The organism is Pseudomonas sp. CFBP 8770 (genome assembly GCF_014841705.1).
Classification (GTDB): domain Bacteria; phylum Pseudomonadota; class Gammaproteobacteria; order Pseudomonadales; family Pseudomonadaceae; genus Aquipseudomonas.
In genome coordinates this window covers 117,397-140,667 of sequence record NZ_JACYUL010000004.1, presented here as the reverse complement: position 1 = coordinate 140,667, position 23,271 = coordinate 117,397, and the positions used below count along the sequence as shown (strand labels likewise).

Annotated in this window: 16 protein-coding genes; 8 read left to right on the top strand and 8 right to left on the bottom strand. The window is 63.7% G+C overall.

What is annotated here, in order from left to right; translation table 11 throughout:
• The first annotated feature begins 53 nt into the window (after nt 1–53).
• Together IFT98_RS10235 and tadA are read left to right on the top strand one after the other, a co-directional pair.
• Nucleotides 54–1,427, top strand: coding sequence for a multicopper oxidase family protein (locus IFT98_RS10235; protein WP_192048434.1), 1,374 nt, complete (start codon nt 54–56; stop codon nt 1,425–1,427).
• A gap of 3 nt (nt 1,428–1,430) precedes the next feature.
• A complete protein-coding gene (tadA, locus tag IFT98_RS10230) occupies nt 1,431–1,913 on the top strand; it encodes a tRNA adenosine(34) deaminase TadA (RefSeq protein ID WP_122795281.1) in 483 nt (160 codons plus the stop codon).
• Nucleotides 1,914–1,986: 73 nt separating this feature from the next.
• Here the strand turns inward: tadA and mltF are convergent, their stop codons facing one another.
• Nucleotides 1,987–3,447 carry a membrane-bound lytic murein transglycosylase MltF gene (gene mltF, locus IFT98_RS10225; RefSeq protein WP_192048431.1) on the bottom strand — a complete coding sequence of 487 codons (1,461 nt, stop codon included), beginning with the start codon at nt 3,445–3,447 and terminating at the stop codon, nt 1,987–1,989.
• 208 nt (nt 3,448–3,655) lie between these two features.
• Between mltF and purL the strand changes: the two genes are divergently transcribed.
• Nucleotides 3,656–7,555 carry a phosphoribosylformylglycinamidine synthase gene (gene purL / locus IFT98_RS10220; RefSeq protein ID WP_192048429.1) on the top strand — a complete coding sequence of 1,300 codons (3,900 nt, stop codon included), beginning with the start codon at nt 3,656–3,658 and terminating at the stop codon, nt 7,553–7,555.
• 19 nt (nt 7,556–7,574) lie between these two features.
• Nucleotides 7,575–7,886 carry a Nif3-like dinuclear metal center hexameric protein gene (locus IFT98_RS10215; RefSeq protein ID WP_192048427.1) on the top strand — a complete coding sequence of 104 codons (312 nt, stop codon included), beginning with the start codon at nt 7,575–7,577 and terminating at the stop codon, nt 7,884–7,886.
• A gap of 15 nt (nt 7,887–7,901) precedes the next feature.
• Here IFT98_RS10215 and IFT98_RS10210 read toward each other — a convergent pair whose 3' ends face one another.
• From IFT98_RS10210 to IFT98_RS10190, 5 genes are all read right to left on the bottom strand, one after another.
• The gene (locus tag IFT98_RS10210) at nt 7,902–10,364 is read right to left on the bottom strand and encodes a two-partner secretion domain-containing protein (protein WP_192048425.1); all 2,463 of its coding nucleotides are present in this window, start codon (nt 10,362–10,364) and stop codon (nt 7,902–7,904) included.
• Nucleotides 10,365–10,523: 159 nt separating this feature from the next.
• A complete protein-coding gene (locus tag IFT98_RS10205) occupies nt 10,524–15,104 on the bottom strand; it encodes a hemagglutinin repeat-containing protein (RefSeq protein WP_192048423.1) in 4,581 nt (1,526 codons plus the stop codon).
• A 19-nt stretch (nt 15,105–15,123) separates the two neighbouring features.
• Entirely contained in the window at nt 15,124–16,800 is a 1,677-nt protein-coding gene (locus tag IFT98_RS10200; protein ID WP_192048421.1) for a ShlB/FhaC/HecB family hemolysin secretion/activation protein, read from the bottom strand.
• A 210-nt stretch (nt 16,801–17,010) separates the two neighbouring features.
• Nucleotides 17,011–17,568 carry a L,D-transpeptidase family protein gene (locus IFT98_RS10195; protein WP_192048419.1) on the bottom strand — a complete coding sequence of 186 codons (558 nt, stop codon included), beginning with the start codon at nt 17,566–17,568 and terminating at the stop codon, nt 17,011–17,013.
• Between the two features lie 51 nt (nt 17,569–17,619).
• Complete coding sequence (locus tag IFT98_RS10190; RefSeq protein ID WP_122714350.1) at nt 17,620–18,174, bottom strand: NUDIX hydrolase; 555 nt, start codon at nt 18,172–18,174, stop codon at nt 17,620–17,622.
• A 135-nt stretch (nt 18,175–18,309) separates the two neighbouring features.
• On the opposite strand from IFT98_RS10190, the gene IFT98_RS10185 reads away from it, so the two are divergent.
• The 4 genes from IFT98_RS10185 (at nt 18,310) to purT (ending at nt 20,988) form a co-directional block, all read left to right on the top strand.
• Entirely contained in the window at nt 18,310–18,909 is a 600-nt protein-coding gene (locus IFT98_RS10185) for a CoA pyrophosphatase (protein WP_122714349.1), read from the top strand.
• Nucleotides 18,910–18,960: 51 nt separating this feature from the next.
• Entirely contained in the window at nt 18,961–19,485 is a 525-nt protein-coding gene (locus IFT98_RS10180) for a gamma carbonic anhydrase family protein (protein WP_122714348.1), read from the top strand.
• On the top strand, nt 19,482–19,682 hold the full coding sequence (locus IFT98_RS10175) for a DUF1289 domain-containing protein (RefSeq protein WP_192048417.1): 201 nt from the start codon (nt 19,482–19,484) through the stop codon (nt 19,680–19,682). The genes IFT98_RS10180 and IFT98_RS10175 overlap by 4 nt, the downstream gene beginning before the upstream one ends.
• Before the next feature lie 124 nt (nt 19,683–19,806).
• The gene (purT, locus tag IFT98_RS10170) at nt 19,807–20,988 is read left to right on the top strand and encodes a formate-dependent phosphoribosylglycinamide formyltransferase (RefSeq protein WP_122714346.1); all 1,182 of its coding nucleotides are present in this window, start codon (nt 19,807–19,809) and stop codon (nt 20,986–20,988) included.
• 63 nt (nt 20,989–21,051) lie between these two features.
• Here purT and IFT98_RS10165 read toward each other — a convergent pair whose 3' ends face one another.
• Nucleotides 21,052–22,287 (bottom strand): transporter associated domain-containing protein, encoded by a 1,236-nt coding sequence (locus IFT98_RS10165; RefSeq protein WP_192048415.1) that lies wholly within the window; start codon nt 22,285–22,287, stop codon nt 21,052–21,054.
• Nucleotides 22,288–22,297: 10 nt separating this feature from the next.
• Nucleotides 22,298–23,110, bottom strand: a complete 813-nt coding sequence (locus IFT98_RS10160) for a cytochrome C assembly family protein (RefSeq protein WP_122475097.1) — start codon at nt 23,108–23,110, stop codon at nt 22,298–22,300.
• Nucleotides 23,111–23,271 lie beyond the last annotated feature (161 nt).

Genomic DNA, 23,271 nt, shown 5'->3' with positions numbered 1-23,271 from the left:
TTGCAGGTGTATGGTGTCGGCCTTTCACGTTCATCACGCAGGTGCCCATAGCCATGTCTTTCACTCGTCGACGATTCCTCGGTGGCCTGGCGGGCGTTGTCGCGGTCGGCGTGGGTGCCGGGGGCGCTGCCCGTTATTGGTTGGGTACGCCTGTGGACCAGGCCGGCGTGGACTATCAGCTGATTGCCGCGCCGCTGGATGTCGAGTTGGTGGCAGGCCATCAGACCCCGGCCTGGGCCTTCGGTGGTTCGGCACCCGGGCGTGAGTTGCGGGTGCGCCAGGGCGAATGGCTGCGGGTGCGCTTCATCAACCAGCTGCCGGTGGAAACCACCATCCACTGGCATGGCATCCGCCTGCCGCTGGACATGGACGGCGTGCCCTACGTGTCGCAGTTGCCGGTCAAGCCCGGTGAATACTTCGACTACCGGTTTCGTGTGCCGGACGCCGGCAGCTACTGGTATCACCCGCACGTGGCCAGCAGCGAAGAGCTGGGCCGTGGCCTGGTCGGCCCGTTGATCGTCGAGGAGCGCGAGCCGACTGGCTTCGCTCACGAGGCGGTGCTCAACCTGAAGAACTGGCACGTGGACGAGGAGGGCGCGTTCCTGCCGTTCAGCATTCCTCGCGAGGCCGCACGCAACGGCACCCTGGGCCGGCTTTCCACGATCAACGGTGTGCATCGGGCCACCGTCGATCTGCCGGCCGGGCAGATCGTCCGGGTGCGTATCCTCAATCTGGACAACACTGCCACTTACCGTCTGAATTTCCGCGGCAATGTCGACATGCGCCTGTATGCGCTGGATGGCAACCCCATCGAACCGCGCGCGTTCGGCAAGGATTACTGGATGGGCCCCGGCATGCGGGTCTGCCTTGCAGTCAAGATGCCACCTGCCGGTGAAGAGATTGCCATACGTGACGGTTCGGTACGCCTGGGCACGCTGCGCTCGGTGCCGGCCGAAGCGGCGCCGAGCGATTGGCCACCGGCATTGCCGGCCAACCCGATCGCCGAGCCGGACCTGGCCAATGCCGAGAAGCTCAATTTCAACTTCGAATGGGTTGGCGAGGTGTCCGACACCACCGAGGGCAAGCCGCCCAGCCTGTGGCAGATCAATGGCATTGCCTGGGACATCACCGACAAGACCTGCGCCGACCGCCCCATCGCCAAGTTGCAGTTGGGCAAGAGCTACGTGCTGGAGCTGAAGAACATGACCCAGTACCAGCACCCCATTCACCTGCACGGCATGAGTTTCAAAGTGATCGCGTCCAATCGACGCAAGATCATCCCGTATTTCACCGATACGTTCCTGCTGGGCAAGAACGAGCGTGCTCAGGTGGCCTTGGTGGCGGATAATCCAGGTGTCTGGATGTTCCATTGCCATGTGATCGATCACATGGAAACCGGACTCATGGCAGCAATAGAGGTTTCCTGAACATTGAAACAGCCCAAGATCATCGATCGTAGTCGCGATCAATTTTTCATGACGCAAGCGCTCGAGCTAGCCGCTCAGGGCGCAGCGCTGGGTGAAGTGCCGGTGGGCGCGGTCGTTGTGCAGGACGGCGAGATCGTCGGCCGTGGCTTCAACTGTCCCATCAGCGGCAGCGACCCCAGCGCCCACGCCGAGATGGTCGCCATCCGCAATGCTGCGCAGGCTGTGCAGAACTACCGCCTGCCGGGCAGCACCCTCTACGTCACGCTCGAACCTTGCAGCATGTGCGCGGGGCTGATCGTCCATGCGCGTATCGCCCGGGTGGTGTTCGGCGCGCTCGAGCCCAAGGCTGGCGTCGTCCAAAGTCAGGGGCAGTTCTTCGCTCAAGGCTTTCTCAACCATCGGTTGATGGTGGAGGGTGGCGTGTTGGCTGAAGAGTGTGGGGCGATATTGAGCGAATTTTTCAGGGCGCGGCGGGCGAAGGGCTGAGATTGAAGGAGGGAGTGCTGCCGAGGGCTTATTCGCGGGCAGAGCCCGCTCCCACAGGATCACTCGGGTGCTCTTAGAGCGGCGGCGTCTGCTGTGTGGGCTTTGACTGGTCGACGCCGGGCACGTGCAGGTTGCCATCGGCGACCTGACTGCCCTCGAGCTGTGGCTGGGTCACCCAGGTAAGGATGTCGTAGTAGCGTCGGATGTTGGCCACGAAGTGCACCGGTTCGCCGCCACGCGCATAGCCGTAGCGGGTCTTGCTGTACCACTTCTTCTGCGCCAGGCGCGGCAGCATCTTCTTCACGTCCAGCCATTTGTTCGGGTTCAGCCCTTCACCTTCGGCCAGCTTGCGTGCGTCGTCCAGATGGCCACTGCCCACGTTGTAGGCGGCCAAAGCGAACCAGGTCCGATCCGGCTCCTGGATGCCGTCGTCGAGCTGATCCTTGACGTAGGCGAAGTACTTGGCGCCGCCATTGATGCTCTGCTTGGGGTCCAGGCGATTGCTCACGCCCATGGCCTGGGCGGTGTTCTGGGTCAGCATCATCAGCCCGCGCACCCCGGTCTTGGAGGTCACGCTGGCCTGCCACATGGACTCTTGATAGCCGATGGCCGCCAGCAGCCGCCAATCGACCTTTTCCTGCTTGGCCGAGGCCTGGAAGGTTTTCTCGAACTTGGGCAGGCGTTGCTGCAGGTGCTGGGCGAAGGTGTAGGCGCCGACGTAGCCGAGTACATCGACATGGCCGTAGTAGCGGTCCTTGAGACGCTGCAGGGTGCCGTTGCCCTTGACCTTGTCGATGAAGCCGTTGACCTCGTTCAACAGGCTGTTGTCTTCGCCCCCGGCCACGGCCCAGCGCTGGTCGCGGCCGTCGCCCAGGTCGAAGGCGACGCGCACGTTGGGGAAGTACACCTGGTTCATGGCCACTTCATTGGAATCGACCAGAGTCAGGTCGATCTGCCCCTCGTCGACCATGCGCAGCAGGTCCACCACCTCCACCGCGTCGGACTCTTCGTATTCGAGCGTCGGATACTGCAGCTTCAATTTGGCCAGTTGCTCGGCGTGGCTGCTGCCCTTGAGCACCATGATCTTCTTGCCCACCAGCTCGGCGGCATCGGTGGGTCGGCTCTGGCCGTTGCGATAGATGACTTGCGGCGTGACCTCAAGATACGGATGGGAGAAACGCGCCTGTTTCTCCCGCGCCTCGCTGCTGACCAGGCCCGCAGCCGCCAGCACTGGCCCCTGAGGCTGGCTCAGACCGGCGAAGACGCCATCGAGGTTGTCGGCGGTTTCGATCTTGAGTTCGACACCCAGGTCATCGGCAAAACGCTTGACCAGTTCGTACTCGAAGCCTGTCTCGCCGTTGCGATCCTGGAAGTAGGTGGCCGGGCTGTTGCGGGTTATGACGCGCAGCACGCCGTCCTCCTTGACCCGTTCGAGTGTGCTGGGTTTATCAACACAGCCACTGAGCAGCAGGAGAAGTCCGGTTGCGAAGAGCCATTTGGCGCAGCGCGAGCGTAAGACGGTCTGGGTGAGCATGGGTGCAGTATACGCAAACGGTCGCTCCAGCCATATCTCGACAGCAGGCGAAGGAGTCTGCTAGAGCGCAGCGCAACCTCCGACCGGCCCTCGGCAAGGGATCTGACGAACGATCGCGCTGTTTTTCCATCCGTCGGGTGCCTAGGTGAACGGTTTAGGCTAGAATGCACGGCCTCCAAGCACACCCCCTTTCGAGGCTGTCCCGACGATGTTGATCCTGCGCGGCGCTCCTGCCCTTTCTGCCTTTCGCCACGGTAAATTACTCGAGCAACTGAGCCAGAAGGTCCCCGCTGTTACTGGCCTGTATGCTGAATTCGCCCACTTCGCCGAAGTCGAAGGCGAGCTCGCCAGCGACGACCGGCAAGTCCTTGCCCGTCTGCTCAAGTACGGCCCCAGCGTTCCCGTTCAGGAGCCCACCGGGCGGCTGTTCCTGGTGCTGCCGCGCTTCGGTACCATTTCGCCGTGGTCGAGCAAGGCCAGCGATATCGCGCACAACTGCGGCCTGACCCAGGTCCAGCGTCTGGAACGCGGCATTGCCTTTTATGTGTCTGGTGATTTCAGCGAAGCCGAGGCCGAGCTGATCGGTGCCGTTCTGCACGACCGCATGACCCAGGTGGTGCTGGCGCGTCTGGAAGAGGCCGCCGGCCTGTTCCGTCACGCCGAACCCAAGCCGCTGATCGCCGTGGACATCCTGGGTGGCGGTCGTGCCGCGCTGGAAAAAGCCAACGTCGAGCTGGGCCTGGCCCTGGCCGAAGACGAAATCGATTACCTGGTCAGCAGCTTCCAGGGGCTGGCGCGCAACCCGCACGACATCGAACTGATGATGTTCGCCCAGGCCAACTCCGAGCACTGCCGCCACAAGATCTTCAACGCCAGTTGGGACATTGATGGCCAGAGCCAGGAAAAAAGCCTGTTCGGCATGATCAAGAACACCTACCAGATGCACAGCGAAGGCGTGCTGTCGGCCTACAAGGACAACGCTTCGGTGATCGTCGGCAGCGTGGCCGGGCGATTCTTCCCGAACCCTGAAACCCGCCAGTACGGCGCGGTGCAGGAGCCGGTGCACATCCTGATGAAGGTGGAAACCCACAACCATCCCACGGCGATCGCACCGTTTCCAGGCGCCTCCACCGGCTCTGGCGGCGAGATCCGCGACGAAGGCGCGACCGGCCGCGGCGCCAAGCCCAAGGCTGGCCTGACCGGCTTCACCGTGTCCAACCTGAACATTCCCGGTTTCGAACAGCCGTGGGAAAAACCCTACGGCAAGCCCGAGCGCATCGTTACCGCGCTGGACATCATGATCGACGGCCCCCTGGGCGGCGCGGCGTTCAACAACGAATTCGGTCGTCCGGCCCTGACTGGCTACTTCCGCACGTTCGAGCAGCGCATCGACACTCCCCACGGTGAAGAAGTGCGCGGCTACCACAAGCCGATCATGCTCGCCGGCGGCATGGGCAACATCCGTGCCGAGCACGTGCAGAAAGGCGAGATCACCGTCGGTTCCAAGCTGATCGTGCTCGGCGGTCCGGCCATGCTCATCGGCCTGGGCGGCGGCGCTGCTTCTTCCATGGCCACCGGCACCAGCTCGGCGGACCTGGACTTCGCTTCGGTACAGCGCGAAAACCCGGAGATGGAGCGTCGCTGCCAGGAAGTCATCGACCGTTGCTGGCAGCTGGGCGACAGGAATCCCATCAGCTTCATCCACGACGTAGGTGCGGGTGGCCTGTCCAACGCATTCCCCGAACTGGTCAACGACGGCGGCCGTGGCGGCCGCTTCGAGCTGCGCAACGTGCCCAACGACGAGCCGGGCATGGCCCCGCTGGAAATCTGGAGCAACGAATCCCAGGAACGCTACGTGCTGGCTGTGGACGCCGCCGACTTCGAGCGTTTCCAGGCCATCTGCGAGCGTGAGCGCTGCCCGTTCGCCGTCGTCGGCGAGGCAACTGCCGAGCCGCAATTGACCGTTACCGACAGCCACTTCGGCAACAATCCGGTCGACATGCCGCTCGAAGTGTTGCTCGGCAAGGCGCCGCGCATGCACCGCAGTGCCGTGCGCGAGCAAGAACTGGGCGATGATTTCGACCCGTCCGAGCTGGACCTGGCCGACTCCATCGAACGCGTCCTGCATCACCCTGCCGTGGCCAGCAAAAGTTTTCTGATCACCATCGGCGACCGCACCATCACCGGCCTGGTCGCGCGCGACCAGATGGTCGGCCCGTGGCAGGTACCGGTGGCCGACGTCGCCGTCACCGCCGCCAGTTTCGACGTCTACAGCGGCGAAGCCATGGCCATGGGCGAGCGCACGCCGCTGGCGTTGCTCGACGCGCCCGCTTCGGCACGCATGGCGGTCGGTGAAACCCTGACCAACATCGCCGCGTCCAGCATCGCGAAAATTTCCGACATCAAGCTGTCCGCCAACTGGATGTCCGCTGCCGGCCATCCGGGCGAAGACGCGCGTCTCTACGACGCCGTGCAAGCGGTCGGCATGCAGCTGTGCCCCGAGCTGGGTATCACCATTCCGGTCGGCAAGGACTCCATGTCCATGAAGACCCAATGGAGCGAAGAGGGCGCCGACAAGAGCGTGACCTCGCCGATGTCGCTGATCATCACCGGCTTCGCGCCCGTGGTCGACATCCGCAAGACCCTGACCCCGCAACTGCGCATGGACAAGGGTGAAACCGACCTGATCCTCATCGACCTGGGCCGTGGTCAAAACCGCATGGGCGCCTCGATCCTGGCTCAGGCACACGGCAAGTTGGCCAGCCGCGCGCCGGACGTCGACGATGCCGAAGACCTCAAGGCGTTCTTCGCCGTGATCCAGGGGCTCAATGCCGACGGCCACTTGCTGGCCTACCATGACCGTTCCGACGGTGGCCTGCTGGCCAGCACGGTGGAAATGGCCTTCGCCGGTCACTGCGGTCTCAACCTGCAACTGGCCACCGTGGCGCACAGCCGCGAGGAAATTGCGGCAGTGCTGTTCAACGAAGAACTGGGTGCGGTCATCCAGGTGCGTCAGGACGCCACGCCGATGATTCTGGCGCAGTTCAGCGCCGCGGGCCTGGGCAACGACTGCGTGGCGGTGGTCGGCCAGCCGATCAACAACGGCGCGGTGAACATTCGCTACCACGACGACCTGCTGTTCAGCGGCGAGCGCCGCCTGCTGCAACGTCAGTGGGCCGAGACCAGCTACCAGATCCAGCGCCTGCGCGACAACGCTGCCGGTGCCGATCAGGAATTCGATGCGCTGCTCGAAGAAGACAATCCAGGGCTGAGCTTCAACCTCAGCTACGATGTCGACGAAGACATCGCCGCCCCGTACATCAAGAAGAACGTCCGTCCACAGGTCGCCGTGCTGCGCGAACAGGGCGTCAATGGTCAGGTCGAAATGGCTGCGGCCTTCGACCGTGCCGGTTTCAACGCCATCGACGTGCACATGAGCGATATCCTCGCCGGACGTGTCGACCTGAACGATTTCAAGGGTCTGGTTGCCTGCGGTGGCTTCTCCTACGGCGACGTCCTGGGCGCCGGTGAGGGCTGGGCCAAGTCGGCACTGTTCAATGCCCGTGCCCGTGATGCGTTCCAGCAGTACTTCGAGCGCAGCGACAGCTTCACCCTCGGCGTATGCAACGGTTGCCAGATGATGTCCAACCTGCACGAACTGATTCCGGGCAGCGAGTTCTGGCCGCACTTCGTGCGCAACCGGTCCGAGCAGTTCGAGGCGCGGGTTGCCATGGTCCAGGTGCAGGAATCCAACTCGATCTTCCTCCAGGGCATGGCCGGTTCGCGTATGCCGATCGCCATCGCCCACGGTGAGGGCCACGCCGAGTTCGCTTCGGCCGACGCCTTGCTGCAGGCCGATGTGTCAGGCTGCGTGGCGTTGCGCTTCGTCGACAACCACGGCAAGGTCACCGAGCAGTACCCGGCCAACCCGAACGGCTCGCCGCGCGGGATCACCGGATTGACCAGCCGCGACGGCCGCGTGACCATCATGATGCCGCACCCGGAGCGCGTGTTCCGCGCGGTGCAGAACTCTTGGAAGCCTGAGGAATGGAACGAGGACGGCGCCTGGATGCGTATGTTCCGCAATGCTCGCGTGTGGGTGAACTGACAGGTCGGTGAACGAGCAGATGTTCAAACTGGCCTTCTTCGTTCCCGACAGCCATGTCGAAGTCGTCAAGAGCGCTGTATTCGCCGCCGGTGGCGGTCGCATCGGCGCCTACGACAACTGCGCGTGGCAGGTGCTGGGGCACGGTCAGTTTCGACCCCGAGATGGCAGCCAGCCATTTCTGGGTCGAACCGATACCGTGGAGAAGGTCGAAGAGTGGAAGGTCGAACTGGTCGTAGCCGATTCACTCATTGAACCGGTGGTCCAGGCGTTGCGCCTGGCCCATCCGTATGAAACCCCTGCCTTCGAAGTGTGGCGACTGCACGATCTGTGAGTCGCCACGTTCATCTCAGCGAATGCGTGCCTGCTCATACAGCCGCTTGACCGCATCCAGGCCTGCATTGTTGGTGGTTATCGTGTGGCTGGTCCGCAGATCATGCGCGCCTGCTGCCGTAGCATGAGTCGTGCCTCGTGCAACTTTCAGGCTCATGGGTTCGTTACTGAAAACCCCGGATTGTTCGCTCACCCCCGTTTTGTCGGTGCGGGTGAACTCGAAAGTGGCCTGCTCGACTGCGCCTTTGCCAGCGTTGGGCTGCAGTGCCAGAGCTTCCTTGACCGGCGAATTCCATTTGCCGCCCAGCGCTGCCACTTCATTGAGCATTTTGCCTGGAGCTGTGCCTTCGGCGAGCGCGACGCGCCCTTCGACCCCGAGCATTTGCGTGCTGTCGGCGCGCTGAGTGACCGCCAGCTTGCCCTTGATGTTGCCGTTCAGCTTGTCGGCCTGCAGGCGTGCGCCGTCCAGACGTGCGTCCATCTGGCTATCGAGCCTGAGGGTCGCTGCACGCAGTCGCGCACCGTGATGTGTCTGCTGCTGCTCGTTGCGATAGCTGAGGCCAAGGGCCGGCTTGAGTGGATCACTGGCATCGGCGCTCAGCTGCTTGCGGTCCAGTTGCCGCTGATCACTGGCGCTCTCCAGATAGACACCGCCTGCGGTGGCTGCCAGCTTCATGCTCTGTGCCTCGGCCTGGACACCCTGCAGGTGCAAGGCGCGAGCCTTGCGAGCGCCGGCCTGCAGCGTCATGTCACCCTTCACCTGCCACTGGTTGCCGTGCTGATGCTGCGTGCTTTCGTCTCGTTGACCGAAGGTATGCAGACCTTCGGCGGTCTTCGATTCACCGCCGCCCTTGAGGGTTGTCTTGTCCACGGCCGCAAGACTGGTGAGGGTGCCTCCCGCCGTCACCTTCAAACTGTCTGCGGGCTTGTCCAGTGTGCCTATGTCAGTACCGTTGAGCTGCACATCACCGCTGGCGTGCAGGATCACGTCGCCGGGCGCATCGATCCGTGCCTTGCTCGCCGTACGCTGCTGGTAGGCGCCGTCCTTGCCCATGCGATCGAGGATGGCGTGGGCTGGGTTGAACGCCAGGTTGGCACCGGCGTCGATCTGCACCGAGCCTTTGGAGGTGTCGATGCGGGAGCCCTCGTAGCGGCCACTGCCGGTCAAACGGATATCTATCCCTTCGGCCGCGCTCAGGCTACCGACTGTGGGCGTGCTGGTGGTTGCCGCACCCGCCTGTACCTTGTGCATGGCCGCCTTCATGTCATGGCTGTCGGCATGGATAGCGATCTTGCCCAGGGTGCTGGTGTACTCGGTACCGGTGTCAGCCAGCTTGCCACTGACATCCAGTGACACCGTGCCGCCCTGAAAGCGACTTGACCCGGTGTTGACCATGGACATTGCGTCGACTTTCAACAAGCCGCCACTGTCGATATCAGCGCCCTGGCTGCGGACACCGTCGGCGATAAGACGCACATCGGCGTCGCTGGCCAGGCGTGCCGCGCCCAGATTGAGCTGGCGGCCGGCAGCCAGGTGGATATCGCCCGCTCCACCGTTCAGCTCGGCGGGGGCCTGTGGCTTGCCGGCCCGCGCGGGTGCATGCAGATTGAGGTCGCCGGCCGATTCGATACGAATGCCTTGACCGGCCGTGAGTCGAGCCCCTGGCATCCTGATACCCGCGCCTTCTTCACTGCTGACGATGCGGATGCGCTTGTCCGTGGCCATGGCGCCTAGCAGATTGGCGTCGATGAGCCTGGCGGTACGCGTGCTGCCGATCACGCCATTGTTGGCGTAGTCGACGACATTGCTGCCCAGCACCAGGTCGATATCGGCGCCCGCGGCGATCGTCCCGCTGCTGACGATACTGGGGGCTATAAGCGCCAGGCTTCCCGCCTGGTTGCTGGCACCGCCGCTGTCGACACGCAGCAACTCGTCGGTGGCCTGTGTATCGAACTGGGTCAGCCGACCGTCCTGGACAGTGGCCGCACCCACCACGAAGGTGGCACGGGGCGCGTTAACCAGGCTGGCGCCGTTGAGGGTGATGCCGTTGGGGTTGGCCAGCACATAGTCAGCCGCCGCGCCGAAAACTACCTGCGGGCCGTTGATGTTGGAACGGGTGTGGCCGATCACCTCGTTGAGGATGGTGCTGGCGGCCGTACCGCCCAATTGTGGATTGGCCTGCAGCTCGCCGGCCATTTCACTCTTTCCTGCCACCAGGCTGTTGTTGAGCACGAGCCCCTGGGTGCCGACGTTGTATTCGCTGTAGACGTTGTGCGAAAGGCCGTTGGCATTGGGCGCAACGATGTCGATGACCGGTACTTTGTACTGGCCGTTGATGATTGGCGCCGCTTCGCCGCCGGCAAACGCGGTCAGGCCATCGGCCCAGGCGGCAGAGCAGGGCGCCAGCAGCGCGCTGGCGATGGCCAGTGGCAGCGAGCGCAGGGTCAGGTAGCGCAATTGTTCCATGGTATGAGGCATCGAGGTCTTTCCTTAGGTCCAGGATTGGCTGTGCATCGACCTGGGGCCGATGCACGAGAGTTACCTTAGGGAAGGGTGGGCCGGACGCGATAGCAGCAGTGCGCGCGGCCCATCGTAGGATGCGGCCCAAACGAATGTCGGGCCGGCGAAGCGTTGTGCTCAGAGCGCGATTTTTTCCGCGCCTCCGGTCAGATACTGGGTGCGGTTGTGCCCGCCTGCGCGGAACAGTCCGGTGTCGATCATCACCTCTTCGGGTTTGCCCTTCTGCAGATGACTGTACAGATCCTTGATCGCGCCGAGCGAAGGCGTCAGCGCCAGCAGCGATACAGTCACCAGCCGGTCTCGGGAGGACAGGTCGCTGGTCTGCAAGAGAGCAGGCGCTTGCAGCTCGCCGCCGCTCTGCAGTTGTGCGCCGACCAGTTGGGTCGTCCCGAGGACATCAAGAGCCATTGCGTCACTGCCTCTGAGTACGGTGCTGTGCGCTACGGTGTCGCGCACTTCGCGACGCAGGTCGAAGTCGAACTTGGCCGAGACAGGGGTTGAATAGGCAGCGTTCAACTGCTCCAGACGCTGCTTGCTTTTGGCGCCCCATTCACCTGCCAGGTTCGCCAGGCTGCCGATCGCGCCCCATGGATCCCCACCCTTGCCCACCTGGGCTTCGACGTTGACCTTGGTCGCATCCACATCGTCCTTCAGGCTGACTGACTGCAGGCTGCCGACAGTGCCGCCCACCCGGTCGGCGTGCACCTGAGCGCCGGCCAGTTGGAGTTTGCCGGGACTGTTGAATTCAATCGTGCCAGCCGTAAGCTTGGCATTGGCGTAAGTGCTGCTCTCGAGCTTGTCGTAGGCAAGCTTGAACATCGCGTTGAAATCGGCCACCGAGTAGGATTGTTTGGCCCCGCCCGCCTGGCCGCCCAGACCGAAGGAAGCGGAAATCAGCTTGTTATCCCGCTCGCGGGTCGATTGGGCGGCGAGCACGTGGATACCCCCGTTGCTGGTTTCCAGGCGGATCCGCTTGGCCTCGGCGTGCAGCCCCTCCAGCAGTATCGCTGCGACATGGTCGCTGCCGGCCGCGATCGCCATGTCGCCCAACGTATGCCACTGTGCGCCGCGGCGCAGCGTTGCGTCTTCCTGGGTCTGGCCGAATTCGAAACCTGCGCTGCCCGCCAAAGGTCGACCTCCGGCCGCTGCCTGGGCACTGGCCTTGAGCGAGCCGCTGCCTCCGTAGACATGACCTTTGGCTGTGGCGGTGTCGAAGGCAGCCAGCGCTACGACGCCCTGGCCGGCGCTGATCGAAAGGCTGCCCACAGGCGTCTCACGCGAGCCGATATCGGTGCCCTGCATGATGATATTGCCTTGGGCTTGCAGGATTACTGCGCCGGGGGTATCGAGCTTGCCGCCCACCGCGAAGGTCTCGGTGCTGTCGAGTACGGTGTATTGCCCGCTGCCACTGATGGCTCCCCCCTGAACCACAGGGGCGGGAGCGACGACTCCGCTGATCTGCGCCGAGCCGCGTCCACGCGTGCCATCGTCATGCTTGACGATACTGTTGCCGGCTTGCAGGAACTGCAGGTTACCGCCGCTTTGAATATGGAGTGGCCCCTCGGCGCTGCGCATGAGGGTGCCTTCGTAAAGGCCATCGGTGCCCAACTGGATACTGATGCCCGTCTTGCCCAGCAGACTGCCGACGACTGCCGTGTCCACCGTCTTGTGTTGGGCGCTGCTGTGACCGCGGGCTGCCGCGCCCATCGCCCAGTCGGCGCCGGTCGAGGTTTCCAGCCTGGCAATGGCGTCTACCCCCAGCGCGTCGATCGCGGTACGCACGCTGTTTTTGGCGGCGTCCATGACATGCCGGTCCGCGCTCAGCGTGATGGCGCCGAGCGTGCTTTCGTACTGGGTACCGATGTCGTGCAGCTTGCCGGTCACGGCGATATCGATCTCGCCGGCGGTGAACTGCGATACCCGAGCGATGCGCGTCAGGGACTGGGCATTGCGATCCAGATAATCGCCCTCGAGATTGATACCTACGCTCCACGGCAGCAGGCCATCTTCCAGGCCACTGGCATACAGGCTGGTCTGGTCGACCCCGCTCCATAGCTTCTGTACCTGACGGGTAATGGCACCGTAGTCCAGCGAGCTGCCTGCGCTGAGCTTGATCTTGTTGTAGTCCAGGGAGGTCTTGATGCTGTCGGTAACGGCCTGATTGTGGACACGGTCGGCGCGCACCTTCAGCAACTGGCCCGCTTCCACCAGCGCTGCCTGGGTAGTGAGTCCTTTCGTAGTCAGGCGTACGTCGTTGCCGGCCTTGATCGAGCTGCGCGTGTGCACGTTTTCGCTGCGTCCGTCGGTGTCGGTCTGCAAGGCGAAAGCTGCGCCGGTGCCGACACGGTCGACCCCCGCGGTGATCTCGTAACCCACCGTTCTACCGGTTTCCTGGTTGCGGAAACTGCGTTGCGCCTCGGTGGCCAGAATGCGCGTGTCGTCGGCCTCTAGCAGTACGTTCTGCTCGGCCTGCACCGATGAGCCGACGATGGCCAGGCCTCGCCCGGCCTCGAGTGCGACGTTGCTGCCTTTGAGCTGGCTGGCCTGATGCGTGTTCAGCTGGGCGGTGTCCAGCGTCCACTGTTCACGCGCCCCTGCACCGGCGTCCCACTGCCCGGAAGATCCTTGCGCGTCGTCTGGCTGTCCCGAGCCTGGCTTGGCCTGTTCGCCGAAAACGGTCAGCTTCCAGTCCTTGCCCTTGAGGGTGGATTCGCTGCTCTGCTGACCGGCCGCGACCATTAGATTACGCCCGGCCTTGACCGTCAGATCGCCCGCGGTGGCAACGCTCGAACCCATGATCCGGGTGTCGCGCTTGCCGTCCAGAAGCAGCGCGCCACTGGCCGTGAGGGAACTGCCTTGATAGGTGCTTTGCCTACGGTCGTAGCGGCGGTCGGACGAGCTGAACAGGGCCGTGTCCTGGCGCGCATTGTCGATACGCTGGTGGGCCTGAGTACCTTGTACCGTGAGGTCTTGCGACAGGCTTTGCAGCACAATGTCCCTAGCCTCCAGCTGCGCGGCGACCAGGTCCACGTGGTCGGCCTTGGCTGCCAGCGTGCCGTTGCTTGCGGTCAGCCGACTGCCGCGATGAGCCAAAGTCTGCTCGCGGTCGTGCAGTTCGGTCGCTGAACGCCGGACGATCACATGGCCTTCGCGGCTGTCTTGGGCAACCGAGCCGTGCAGAACAACGGTGTCTATTTCCACCGCGTCGGTGGCTGAAAGATCCAGATCGCCACGGCTGTTGACGTCGCTGCCCATGACCTTTATCGCCCGTCCTGTCAGGCTGATCGTCTGGCCGTCGATCAGCGTCGACGCTGCGCTCTGGGTGGTCTGGGTGGCCGTGCTGTCCTGGCGTTGAGCGCCTTGGCGGCGGTTGCTGACGGTGACACGGTCGAGCTTGCGGTCGACATTGGCCGTCAGTTCCAGGGTGTTGCCCGCGTCGATGGTCACGTCGCCAACGCTGTTGACGTGGGTGGCAGCGAGCCTGGCATCGTGACCTGCGGTCAGGGTCACGGACTGCGCGGCGTTCAGCGTGTTCGTCAGATGCTCGGTATGGGTCATGTCGACGGTCGTGGTGGTCGCGCCTGCCGGCAGCAGGTACCAGTCGTTATCCACACCGCTTCTGCGAGTGGAGTTGACGGTGCGTGTCAAGGTATCCAGGTTCAGGTTGGCACCGGCGTCGGCGCTGATCGATGCGCCACTGATAGTCAGCGATTTGATGTTGAGGTCCGCTGCCGAGCTCAGCCGCACGTCGCCAGCGCCGGCGTCGAGTACACCCTGGGTGGCCAAGCCATCGCGCTTGGCGGTGCCGATCATGTTCAGGGCGCCCTGCGAAGCGATCTCGATGCCTTCACGAGCCGCCGTCCGACTGATGCCCATGTTGATGCCGGCGCCTGCGCGAGTGCTCAGGATATTGATGCGATTGGCGTGCATCGCACCCATCAGGCGCGCATCGGTAGTGAACGCGTTCTGCTGGACGTTTCTCACTGCCAAGGTATCGGCATCGACCTGGTGTGTGCCCAACAGAATATCGAGCTTGCGCGCCGCGCTGATCGGCCCGCGCTGGTCGATCGTGGGCGATATCAAGGCCAGCGAGCCGCCATTCACGGTCACGCCACCAGTGTCAATCCGCAACGCGGTGCGTGGATCGACATCACCGTCGGTATTGAGACCGATGATCTTGCCGTTGTCGATCTGCGGTCGACCGACCAGAAAGGTCGCCTGCTTCTCCAGTCCAAGGTTGATGCCTGCGCCATTGAGCGAAATGCCGTTGGGATTGCTCAATACGTAGTCGGCCGCCTGGCCGAAGATCACCTGTTCACCGTTGATGTGGGAGCGGCGGCGACCGATCACCTCGTTGAGAATGGTGCTCGCCGCCTGGCCCTTGAACTGGCCGTTGGCCTGAACGTTCTGAAACTCGCCGGCGACGTGCGCACGGCCGGCCTGCAGGCTGTTGTTCAGCACCACGCCCGGCATACCGACGTTGTATTGCTCGTAGCGGTTGTGCGAAAGGCCGGCGGCATTGGGCGCCACGATGTCGACGATCGGGGCGGCACCGCCATTGGTGATGACGATCGGGTTGGCACCCGGCTCGAAGGCCGGCTGGATGACGTCGGCGCTGGCCATGTAAGGCGCCAATACGACACCGGCGATTGCCAGGCGCAAGGCGTCGCGCTGAACACAACGTGATGGTTTGGTCATGAGGATATCTACCTGTTTTTCAGAAGACTTGCGAAAGTCCGAAGGTCCAGAAACCTGGCTCCGGTGAAGCGCTGGCACGCCGTTGCAGGCCGCGCTGATAATCCAGAGTGAGCTGTCCGTCCGCCCAGCTCAGGGTGGCCCCGGCGCTCAAGCCGATGGCATGTTGGGTCTGGACCTGGTTGTACGTGTGCCGACCCCAGCCCGAGTCCAGCCCGGCGTGGGGGGTCAGGTACAGGCCCTGGGCGAGTACCTGCGAGGTGCTCAGGGTGTTGCGCAACGTGGCGCCCTTGGACACCGGCTGACTGTCCAGGCGATAGCCGCGCACGCTGGCGTTGCCGGCCAGGCGCAGCTGCTCCAGGCTCGGCAGCGGATCTGGGCTGTACTGCACGTCCAGTTCGGTGCTCCATGCCCAGCGTCGCTCGAGCAGATCGAACAATGAGCGGCGGGTGACCGTGCCCCGGTATTTCTCGAAGTGTGGTTGCGGCGCGTCATGCCGCAGGGGCGTGCGGTCACTCCCCAGCCAGCCTTGCCCGCGCGAATAGCCCACGGCGCCACTCCACACCGAATCACCCAGGTGGGTAAGGTTGAGCCCGACGCTGGCGACGCTCAGCGTGGTGCGACCATTGCGTACGGTGGTGCTGTCGAACAGTAGATCGGTGCGCGTCTGGTCCAGGCGCAGGTGCGCATTGAGCAGGGTCGTCTGGTTGCGCCAAAGGCCGCGATCCAGCTTCAGCCCGTAGCTGTCCAGGCTCTGCGCCACATCGTGACCATTGGCCAGCGGCGCCCGAGACTCGAAACGACTCGCCGAAGCGTTCAGGGTCCAGCGCCCGTAGGGTATTTCGTAGAACATTCCGCCCTGGCGACTGTGGCCCGATCCACCGTCCAGGCTGTGGGCATAACTGGCAGCCAGTGAGTCATTGAGACGAAACGGGTTGTCCAGGCTTAGGCTCAACTGCGCCTGATGGCGCCCGGACGCATCGCTGCCCCGGTTGTTCACGCCGGTGCCCAGGGTCCAGGATTTGCCTGTGCCCTGTGGGCGCAGAATGATCCGCGTCCCACCCACCTGCGCGCCCGGCGCGATGTCCAGGATCAGGTCGACGGAACGCAACCGGTTGAGCTGGTCCAGGCCACTTTCCACATCGGTGAGCTTGAGCGGGCGACCGACCATTCCGGGGAAGGCGCTGCCGAGCGCCAGGTTGTCACTGCCGTCGGCGATTTCGATGGATTCGATGAAGCCTTCGAGCATGGCGATGACCAACTCGCCATCGGCTTCGGGCATTCGAAGGATATAGGGCCTGGCCGCGATATAGCCGGCTTGCACGTAGGCGCCGGTCAAGGCCAGCAGCATCTGGTTGATGTCATCGACGCCGATGCACGGCGCCACCCATGGCTGCAGGGCACCTTGCAGCGCAGCGGTGTCCAGCAGCTGATTGTCCTGCACGCGCACGGCGGAAACCGGCCAGCACTCGCCATCACGCTGCTCGATCCGCTGCGGTGCGGGGCTGGCTTGCACCGTTGGGTCTTCACGCAGGGTTTCCAGCCGTTGCGCCCGTTCGGCAGCCGCACGATCGTGGCGCTGGGTATCGAACTGACGCAGGATCTGGTCGTTCAGCGGTTGGCCGCCGGTTTCGGCCAGCGCCATGGCCGGCCCGAGAAGCAGTGCGGATAACACGCGGTCCTTGCGGAAAATCGTCATTGCAGCCCAGCCCCAGTCGTCGACCAATCAATAGGCGGCCACTTTAAGAGGGAGGACTTCCCAGGGAACGGGCAGGGGAGAGGGGCTGTTGGTAGGAAGAATCTGACAGACAGTAGGAAAGAGAGGATTAGAAAAAGGAGCCAGTTGTAGGAGGGTTCCTATGGTGGCTGAAGGACGGTCATGGCGGAGTCGGTGAAAAGGACGCTGCGCTCAAGGCCGGATCTCGATCATCGTGCCGTCCTTGACCAGGCTCCACACCTCTCGCATGTCGTCGTTCTTCATGGCGATACAGCCATCGGTCCAGTCCAGGGTGGCGAAGTACCATTCCGGGTAGTCCTCGTCGATCGGCGTGCCGTGGATCATGATCATGCTGCCCGGCGGAACGCCCTCGCGGCGGGCGCGGGCCGAGTCGCTGATGTTGGGATAGGACACGTGCATGGCCAAATTGAAGCGATCGCTCACCTTGCGCCAGTCGAGCCAGTAGAAACCCTCCGGCGTGCGCTTGTCGCCTTCGCGCACCTTGGCGCCCTGGGGTTGCTTGCCCAGCGAGATGCGGTAACTCTTGAGCGGCTGGCCACCGCTGATCAATTGCAACTGGCGACTGGTCTTGAGCACCAGCACCTTGTCGATCGGGTCCACCCCCAGGCGTTTGCTCGATTGCAGCGCAGGGACAATCTGGTCGACCGGCTTGCGTTCAACGGTAACGGTGAAGGCGGCCTGGGCGCTCACGGCGAAGCACAGGCAGAACAGAGCGGTCAGGCAGCGCATCTATGGAATATTCCTGCAATGGAAACGCGCCGTTTGGGCCGGTGCGATGGGTCAGGTCTGTGGCCAGCGCGCGAGCAGCGGCCCCAGGCATTCGTTGCGAACCGGATAGCTGTGCTCCAGCCGGTCGGCGAAAAAGTATTCTAAGGTACGCCCGACGGTGGGGAAAGCCAGCTCCGCCCAAGGGATCTGATTTTGCGCGAACAAGCCCACTTCCAGGCTTTCCTCGCCCACGGCAAACGAAGGCGTGGACATTTCGGCGCGGTAGAACACCTGCACCTGGCTGATGTGCGGCAGGTCGAACACGGTGTACAGCGCAAGGTTGGTGACCTGCGCACAGGCTTCTTCGACGGTTTCGCGGCTGGCCGCCTGTTGCAGCGTTTCGCCGTTTTCCATGAAGCCTGCCGGCAGGGTCCAGAAACCGCGGCGCGGCTCGATGGCCCGGCGGCACAGCAAGACCTGCTCCTGCCACACGGCGATGCAGCCCGCGACCACTTTGGGGTTCTGGTAATGGACGAGGTGGCAATGCCCGCAGACGAATCGGGGGCGAGTATCGCCGGTAGGGATGCGCAGGGTTACCGGGTTGCCGCAATGGCTGCAGAAATTCATGCTCAGATCCTTGATGGCTGCCGCTATCTTGGCCGTAGTGCAGAGGCGCCGCAAGCCTGTGGCAAGGCAAATCGAGCTTGGGCTGCCGGCGGCTTTTGGTGCATCATGCCAGCAGGCCACGGATCGAGAAACGCCATGCTGGACGAGCTACTGCGCCGGGTGAGCAACCATACGCCACGCACGCTGGAAACAGACAGCCGCTTTCCCGAAGCGGCCGTGTTGCTGCCCATCACCCGCAGCGACGAGCCCGAGCTGGTGCTCACACTGCGTGCCTCGGGGCTCTCGACCCATGGCGGCGAAGTGGCGTTCCCCGGCGGACGGCGCGACCCGCAAGACCCTGACCTGATATTCACCGCGCTGCGCGAAGCCGAAGAGGAAATCGGTCTGCCGCCCGGGCTGGTGGAAATCGTCGGTCCGCTCAGCCCGCTGGTGTCCAAGCACGGGCTCAAGGTCACGCCATTCGTGGGCATCATTCCCGACTATGTCGAATACCGGCCCAACGATGCCGAAATCGCCGCAGTGTTTTCCGTGCCGCTGGAGTTCTTCCGACAGGACCCGCGCGAGCATACCCACCGCATCGATTACCAGGGCCGCAGCTGGTACGTGCCCAGCTATCGCTTCGGCGAATACAAGATATGGGGGTTGTCGGCGATCATGATCGTCGAACTCGTCAACCTGATGTATGACGCCCGGATCAGCCTGCACCGGCCTCCCGAGCATTACACCGCCATCTGATTGTCGTGCGGCCGGGTGCCGTGTCGACCACTGCCGCGTCGAGGAAATCACATGAAATACCGTCTGGGCGACTCGCGCGTCGAAACCCATCCCGACAGCTGGGTCGCACCCAATGCCACCCTGATCGGCAAGGTACGCCTGCAGGCTGGCGCCAGTGTCTGGTTCGGCGCCGTGCTGCGTGGCGACAACGAGCTGATCGACATCGGCGAGCACAGCAACGTGCAGGATGGCACCGTGATGCATACCGATGCCGGCGTGCCATTGACCATCGGTCGCGGCGTGACCATTGGTCACAATGCCATGCTGCATGGCTGTACCGTCGACGACTTCAGCCTGATCGGCATCAACGCCGTCATTCTCAACGGTGCCAGGATCGGCAAGCACTGCATCATCGGCGCCAACTCGCTGATCGCCGAGGGCAAGGAGATTCCCGATGGATCGCTGGTCATGGGTTCGCCGGGCAAGGTCGTGCGCGAGCTGAGCGAAGCGCAGAAGCGCATGCTCGAAGCCAGCGCCGCGCACTATGTAGACAATGCCCAGCGCTATGCCCGCGAACTGATCGAGCAGGACTCGTGAACCCTCTGCCAAAGCCGGTCAAGTCGCCCTGCATCAGTGTCTGTGCACTGGACGAGCAGGACGTGTGCACGGGCTGCCAGCGCACCGCGGTGGAAATCACCCAATGGGGGCGAATGAGTGACGACCAGCGCCGCGACGTGCTGCGTCTCACCCATCAGCGCGCCCTGGCCCAGGGCCTGGTATTTCCGGGCGGCTAGGCCAGCGCTTGCGTGTGGGCGGCGAGACTGGCGCACGCGAGGCCATGTTGAGTTAAAATGCCGGCCCCTGTCGGGTTGGCCTGCGTGCTGCCCCTCGATCCAGACGATTCCCTGAGGACCTGAAATGACCCGTATCGGAACCCCCCTGTCGCCGACCGCGACCCGCGTACTGCTGTGCGGCTGCGGCGAGCTGGGCAAGGAAGTGGTGATCGAGCTGCAACGCCTGGGCGTCGAAGTCATCGCCGTCGACCGTTACGCCGATGCGCCGGCCATGCAAGTGGCCCATCGCAGCCATGTCATCAACATGCTCGACGGCGCTGCCTTGCGATCGGTCATCGAAGCAGAGAAGCCACACTATATCGTGCCCGAGATCGAGGCCATCGCCACCGCCACGCTGGTGGAGCTGGAGTCCGAGGGTTTCACCGTGGTGCCGACCGCGCGCGCGGCCCAACTGACCATGAACCGCGAGGGCATCCGTCGTCTGGCCGCCGAAGAGCTGGACCTGCCGACCTCGCCGTACCATTTTGCCGACACCTTCGAAGACTACGCGCGGGCAGTGCAGGACCTGGGTTTCCCTTGCGTGGTCAAGCCGGTCATGAGCTCTTCGGGCAAGGGTCAGAGCCTGCTGCGCTCGGCGGCCGATGTGCAGCAGGCGTGGGACTATGCCCAGGAAGGCGGGCGCGCTGGCAAGGGTCGGGTGATCATCGAAGGATTCATCGACTTCGACTACGAAATCACCTTGCTGACCGTCCGCCACGTTGGCGGGACGACGTTCTGCGCGCCGGTTGGCCACCGTCAGGAGAAAGGCGACTATCAGGAGTCCTGGCAGCCTCAGGCAATGAGCCCGGTGGCCCTGGCCGAGTCGGAGCGCGTGGCACGTGCAGTGACCGAAGCCCTGGGTGGGCGCGGCCTGTTTGGCGTAGAACTGTTCATCAAGGGTGATCAGGTCTGGTTCAGCGAGGTTTCGCCGCGTCCGCACGATACCGGTCTGGTCACCCTGATTTCCCAGGATCTGTCCCAGTTCGCGTTGCACGCACGTGCCATTCTCGGGCTGCCGATCCCGTTGGTCCGGCAGTTCGGGCCATCGGCCTCGGCGGTAATCCTGGTCGAAGGCAATTCTCGCCAGACTGCGTTCGACAACCTCGGCGCGGCCCTGGCCGAGCCGGACACGGCGCTGCGTCTGTTCGGCAAGCCTGAGGTCAATGGGCAGCGGCGCATGGGCGTGGCCCTGGCCCGCGACGAATCGATCGAGGCAGCCCGGGCCAAGGCCACGCGCGCCTCGCAGGCGGTCAAGGTCGAATTGTAAGGTCTGAGTCGACCGGTGCCTGCCCAGCGGCGGCGCCGGTTTTGCGAAGGTGCGACACCGCCGTCACGCCGCTGGCAGGCTGCTCGCGTGCCAGATCAGCACCCGCGACGCGCGGTTTTCCTCGGTCTCGAGAATTTCCATGCGATAACGCCCGATCTTCAGGCACACCGCGCTGGCCGGAATGCTCTCCAGCGCCTCGGTGACCAGGCCGTTCAAGGTCTTGGGGCCATCGCTGGGCAGGTGCCAGCCTAGGCTCTTGTTGATGTCGCGAATGGAGGCCTGGCCTTCGACCACGAAACGGCCATCGAGCTGCGGATGGATATGCGGATTGGCCAGCGCATCTTCATCTTCGAACTCGCCGACGATCTCTTCCAGAATGTCTTCCAGGGTCACGATGCCCTGCACCTCGCCATATTCGTCGACGACGATGCCCAATCGGCGTTGCTGCTTGTGGAAATTCAGCAACTGCATCTGCAGGGGCGTGCTTTCCGGTACGAAGTAGGCTTCATAGCAGGCGGCGAGCAAGGCCTCGACGGTGAGTTCGCGCTGTGGCAGCAGGTGGCTGATCTGACGGGTATTGAGTACCCGTTCGACATGGTTGATGTCGTTGTGGAAGACCGGCAGGCGGGTATGGCGACTGATCATCAGCTGGTCGATGATCTCGTCCAGTGAATCTTCCAGATTGATCCCATCGATCTCGTTGCGCGGCACCAGGATGTCGTTGACGGTGATCTTGTCCAGCGCATGAATGCTGTTGGCCAGGTGCGGTTTGTTGCTCCGTGCTTCGGTGGCCAGTTCGTCCAGCACATTGCGCGGTAAGGCGGGCTCTTGCTGCGCGCCTTTTTCGGGGTTCTTGCGGGTGAAGGGCACGACCAGCAGCCGTGCCGCGCCATCCAGCAGCCACGCCAACGGCCATACCAGCTTGAGTGGTGGCGCCAGGAGGGCATTGGCCATGCCGATGAACGGCCGCGGATACCGCTGCGCAAGGCGACGTGGCAGGTAGTCGGCCAGCACCAGCAGGGCGAGCGCGCTGCCCAGGCCACCAAGCCAGGCGCCATGGGCGCCGCGCAGATAGATGCCCAGCGTCACCCCCAGGATGACTGCCATGGCACGGGCCAGGGTATTGAGCAACACCAGGCTGGGCAGCGGCGCCTGCAGCGCCGGTCGATCGCCATTGCGTCCGGTGGGGCGCTGTGCGGCCAGCGTGTGCAGCGCGGCTTCCACTGCACAAAGCAGCGCGGCGAGAAGAATGGCCAGCGCCAGCGCGCCGAGCATCGGCCCTAGGGGCAGAGTGTCCATGGGTGACCTGTCAGATGTGCAGAATGTATTCGCGAACCAGCTTGCTGCCGAAGTAGGCCAGCATCAACAGGCAGAAGCCTGCCAGCGTCCAGCGAATGGCCTTGTGCCCGCGCCAGCCCAGGCGATTGCGTCCCCACAGCAGCACGCTGAAAACGATCCAGGCCAGGCAGGCGAGCAGGGTCTTGTGCACCAGGTGTTGCGCGAACAGGTTCTCGACGAACACCCAGCCTGAAATCAGTGACAGCGACAGCAGTGCCCAGCCGGCCCAGATGAAACCGAACAGCAGGCTTTCCATGGTCTGCAGCGGCGGGAAATTCTTGATCAGCCCAGCCGGATGCTTGTGCTTGAGCTGGTGGTCCTGCAGCAACAGCAGCAACGACTGGAACACGGCGATGGTGAACATGCCATAGGCCAGGATGGACAGCAGGATGTGCGTGAGAATGCCGGGCTCTTCGTGGATCAGCGGTGCAGTCCCGCCGGGCGCGAACTGGGCGATCAGGATGGTCGCCAGGCCCAGGGGAAACAGCAGCACCAGCAGGTTTTCCACGGGTATCTGGCTGGTGGCCAGCAGGGTCAGGGCGATCACCGCCACGGCGATCAGGCTGGCCGCGCTGAAGAAGTCCAGGCTCAGCCCCAGGGGCGTGAGCAACTGCGAGAACAACGCGCAGCCGTGGGCGATCACGGCCAGGAAGCCGAACAGGTAGAGCACGCGCTTGTCAGCCTTGCCGCCTTGGCCGATACGGGTTGCCTGATAGGCAGTCGCAGCGGCGTACAGGCAGGCGGCGGCGAGGGTGGGGATTAGACTGGGTGACAAGGGGAGCATAGGTCCTGTGGAGCACAAGCCGGAAAGTGCCTGAGTTTGGCATCAAATGCCCGCCGACGAAAGACTGCATACCGCGCAGTGTCCGTGGCACCCACTCTTGGTTATAATCGCCGGCCTGCTCTTGCCGCCACAACCTCGGCTCAACCAGAGCCAGAAAGGAT

Excerpts from the sequence above, each read along its gene's own strand:
- IFT98_RS10235 (WP_192048434.1), top strand. The coding sequence starts at position 54 with ATGTCTTTCACTCGTCGACGATTCCTCGGTGGCCTGGCGGGCGTTGTC.
- mltF (WP_192048431.1), bottom strand. The coding sequence starts at position 3,447 with ATGCTCACCCAGACCGTCTTACGCTCGCGCTGCGCCAAATGGCTCTTC.
- purL (WP_192048429.1), top strand. The coding sequence starts at position 3,656 with ATGTTGATCCTGCGCGGCGCTCCTGCCCTTTCTGCCTTTCGCCACGGT.
- IFT98_RS10215 (WP_192048427.1), top strand. The coding sequence starts at position 7,575 with ATGTTCAAACTGGCCTTCTTCGTTCCCGACAGCCATGTCGAAGTCGTC.
- IFT98_RS10210 (WP_192048425.1), bottom strand. The coding sequence starts at position 10,364 with ATGCCTCATACCATGGAACAATTGCGCTACCTGACCCTGCGCTCGCTG.
- IFT98_RS10205 (WP_192048423.1), bottom strand. The coding sequence starts at position 15,104 with ATGACCAAACCATCACGTTGTGTTCAGCGCGACGCCTTGCGCCTGGCA.
- IFT98_RS10200 (WP_192048421.1), bottom strand. The coding sequence starts at position 16,800 with ATGACGATTTTCCGCAAGGACCGCGTGTTATCCGCACTGCTTCTCGGG.
- IFT98_RS10195 (WP_192048419.1), bottom strand. The coding sequence starts at position 17,568 with ATGCGCTGCCTGACCGCTCTGTTCTGCCTGTGCTTCGCCGTGAGCGCC.
- IFT98_RS10190 (WP_122714350.1), bottom strand. The coding sequence starts at position 18,174 with ATGAATTTCTGCAGCCATTGCGGCAACCCGGTAACCCTGCGCATCCCT.
- IFT98_RS10185 (WP_122714349.1), top strand. The coding sequence starts at position 18,310 with ATGCTGGACGAGCTACTGCGCCGGGTGAGCAACCATACGCCACGCACG.
- IFT98_RS10180 (WP_122714348.1), top strand. The coding sequence starts at position 18,961 with ATGAAATACCGTCTGGGCGACTCGCGCGTCGAAACCCATCCCGACAGC.
- purT (WP_122714346.1), top strand. The coding sequence starts at position 19,807 with ATGACCCGTATCGGAACCCCCCTGTCGCCGACCGCGACCCGCGTACTG.
- IFT98_RS10165 (WP_192048415.1), bottom strand. The coding sequence starts at position 22,287 with ATGGACACTCTGCCCCTAGGGCCGATGCTCGGCGCGCTGGCGCTGGCC.
- IFT98_RS10160 (WP_122475097.1), bottom strand. The coding sequence starts at position 23,110 with ATGCTCCCCTTGTCACCCAGTCTAATCCCCACCCTCGCCGCCGCCTGC.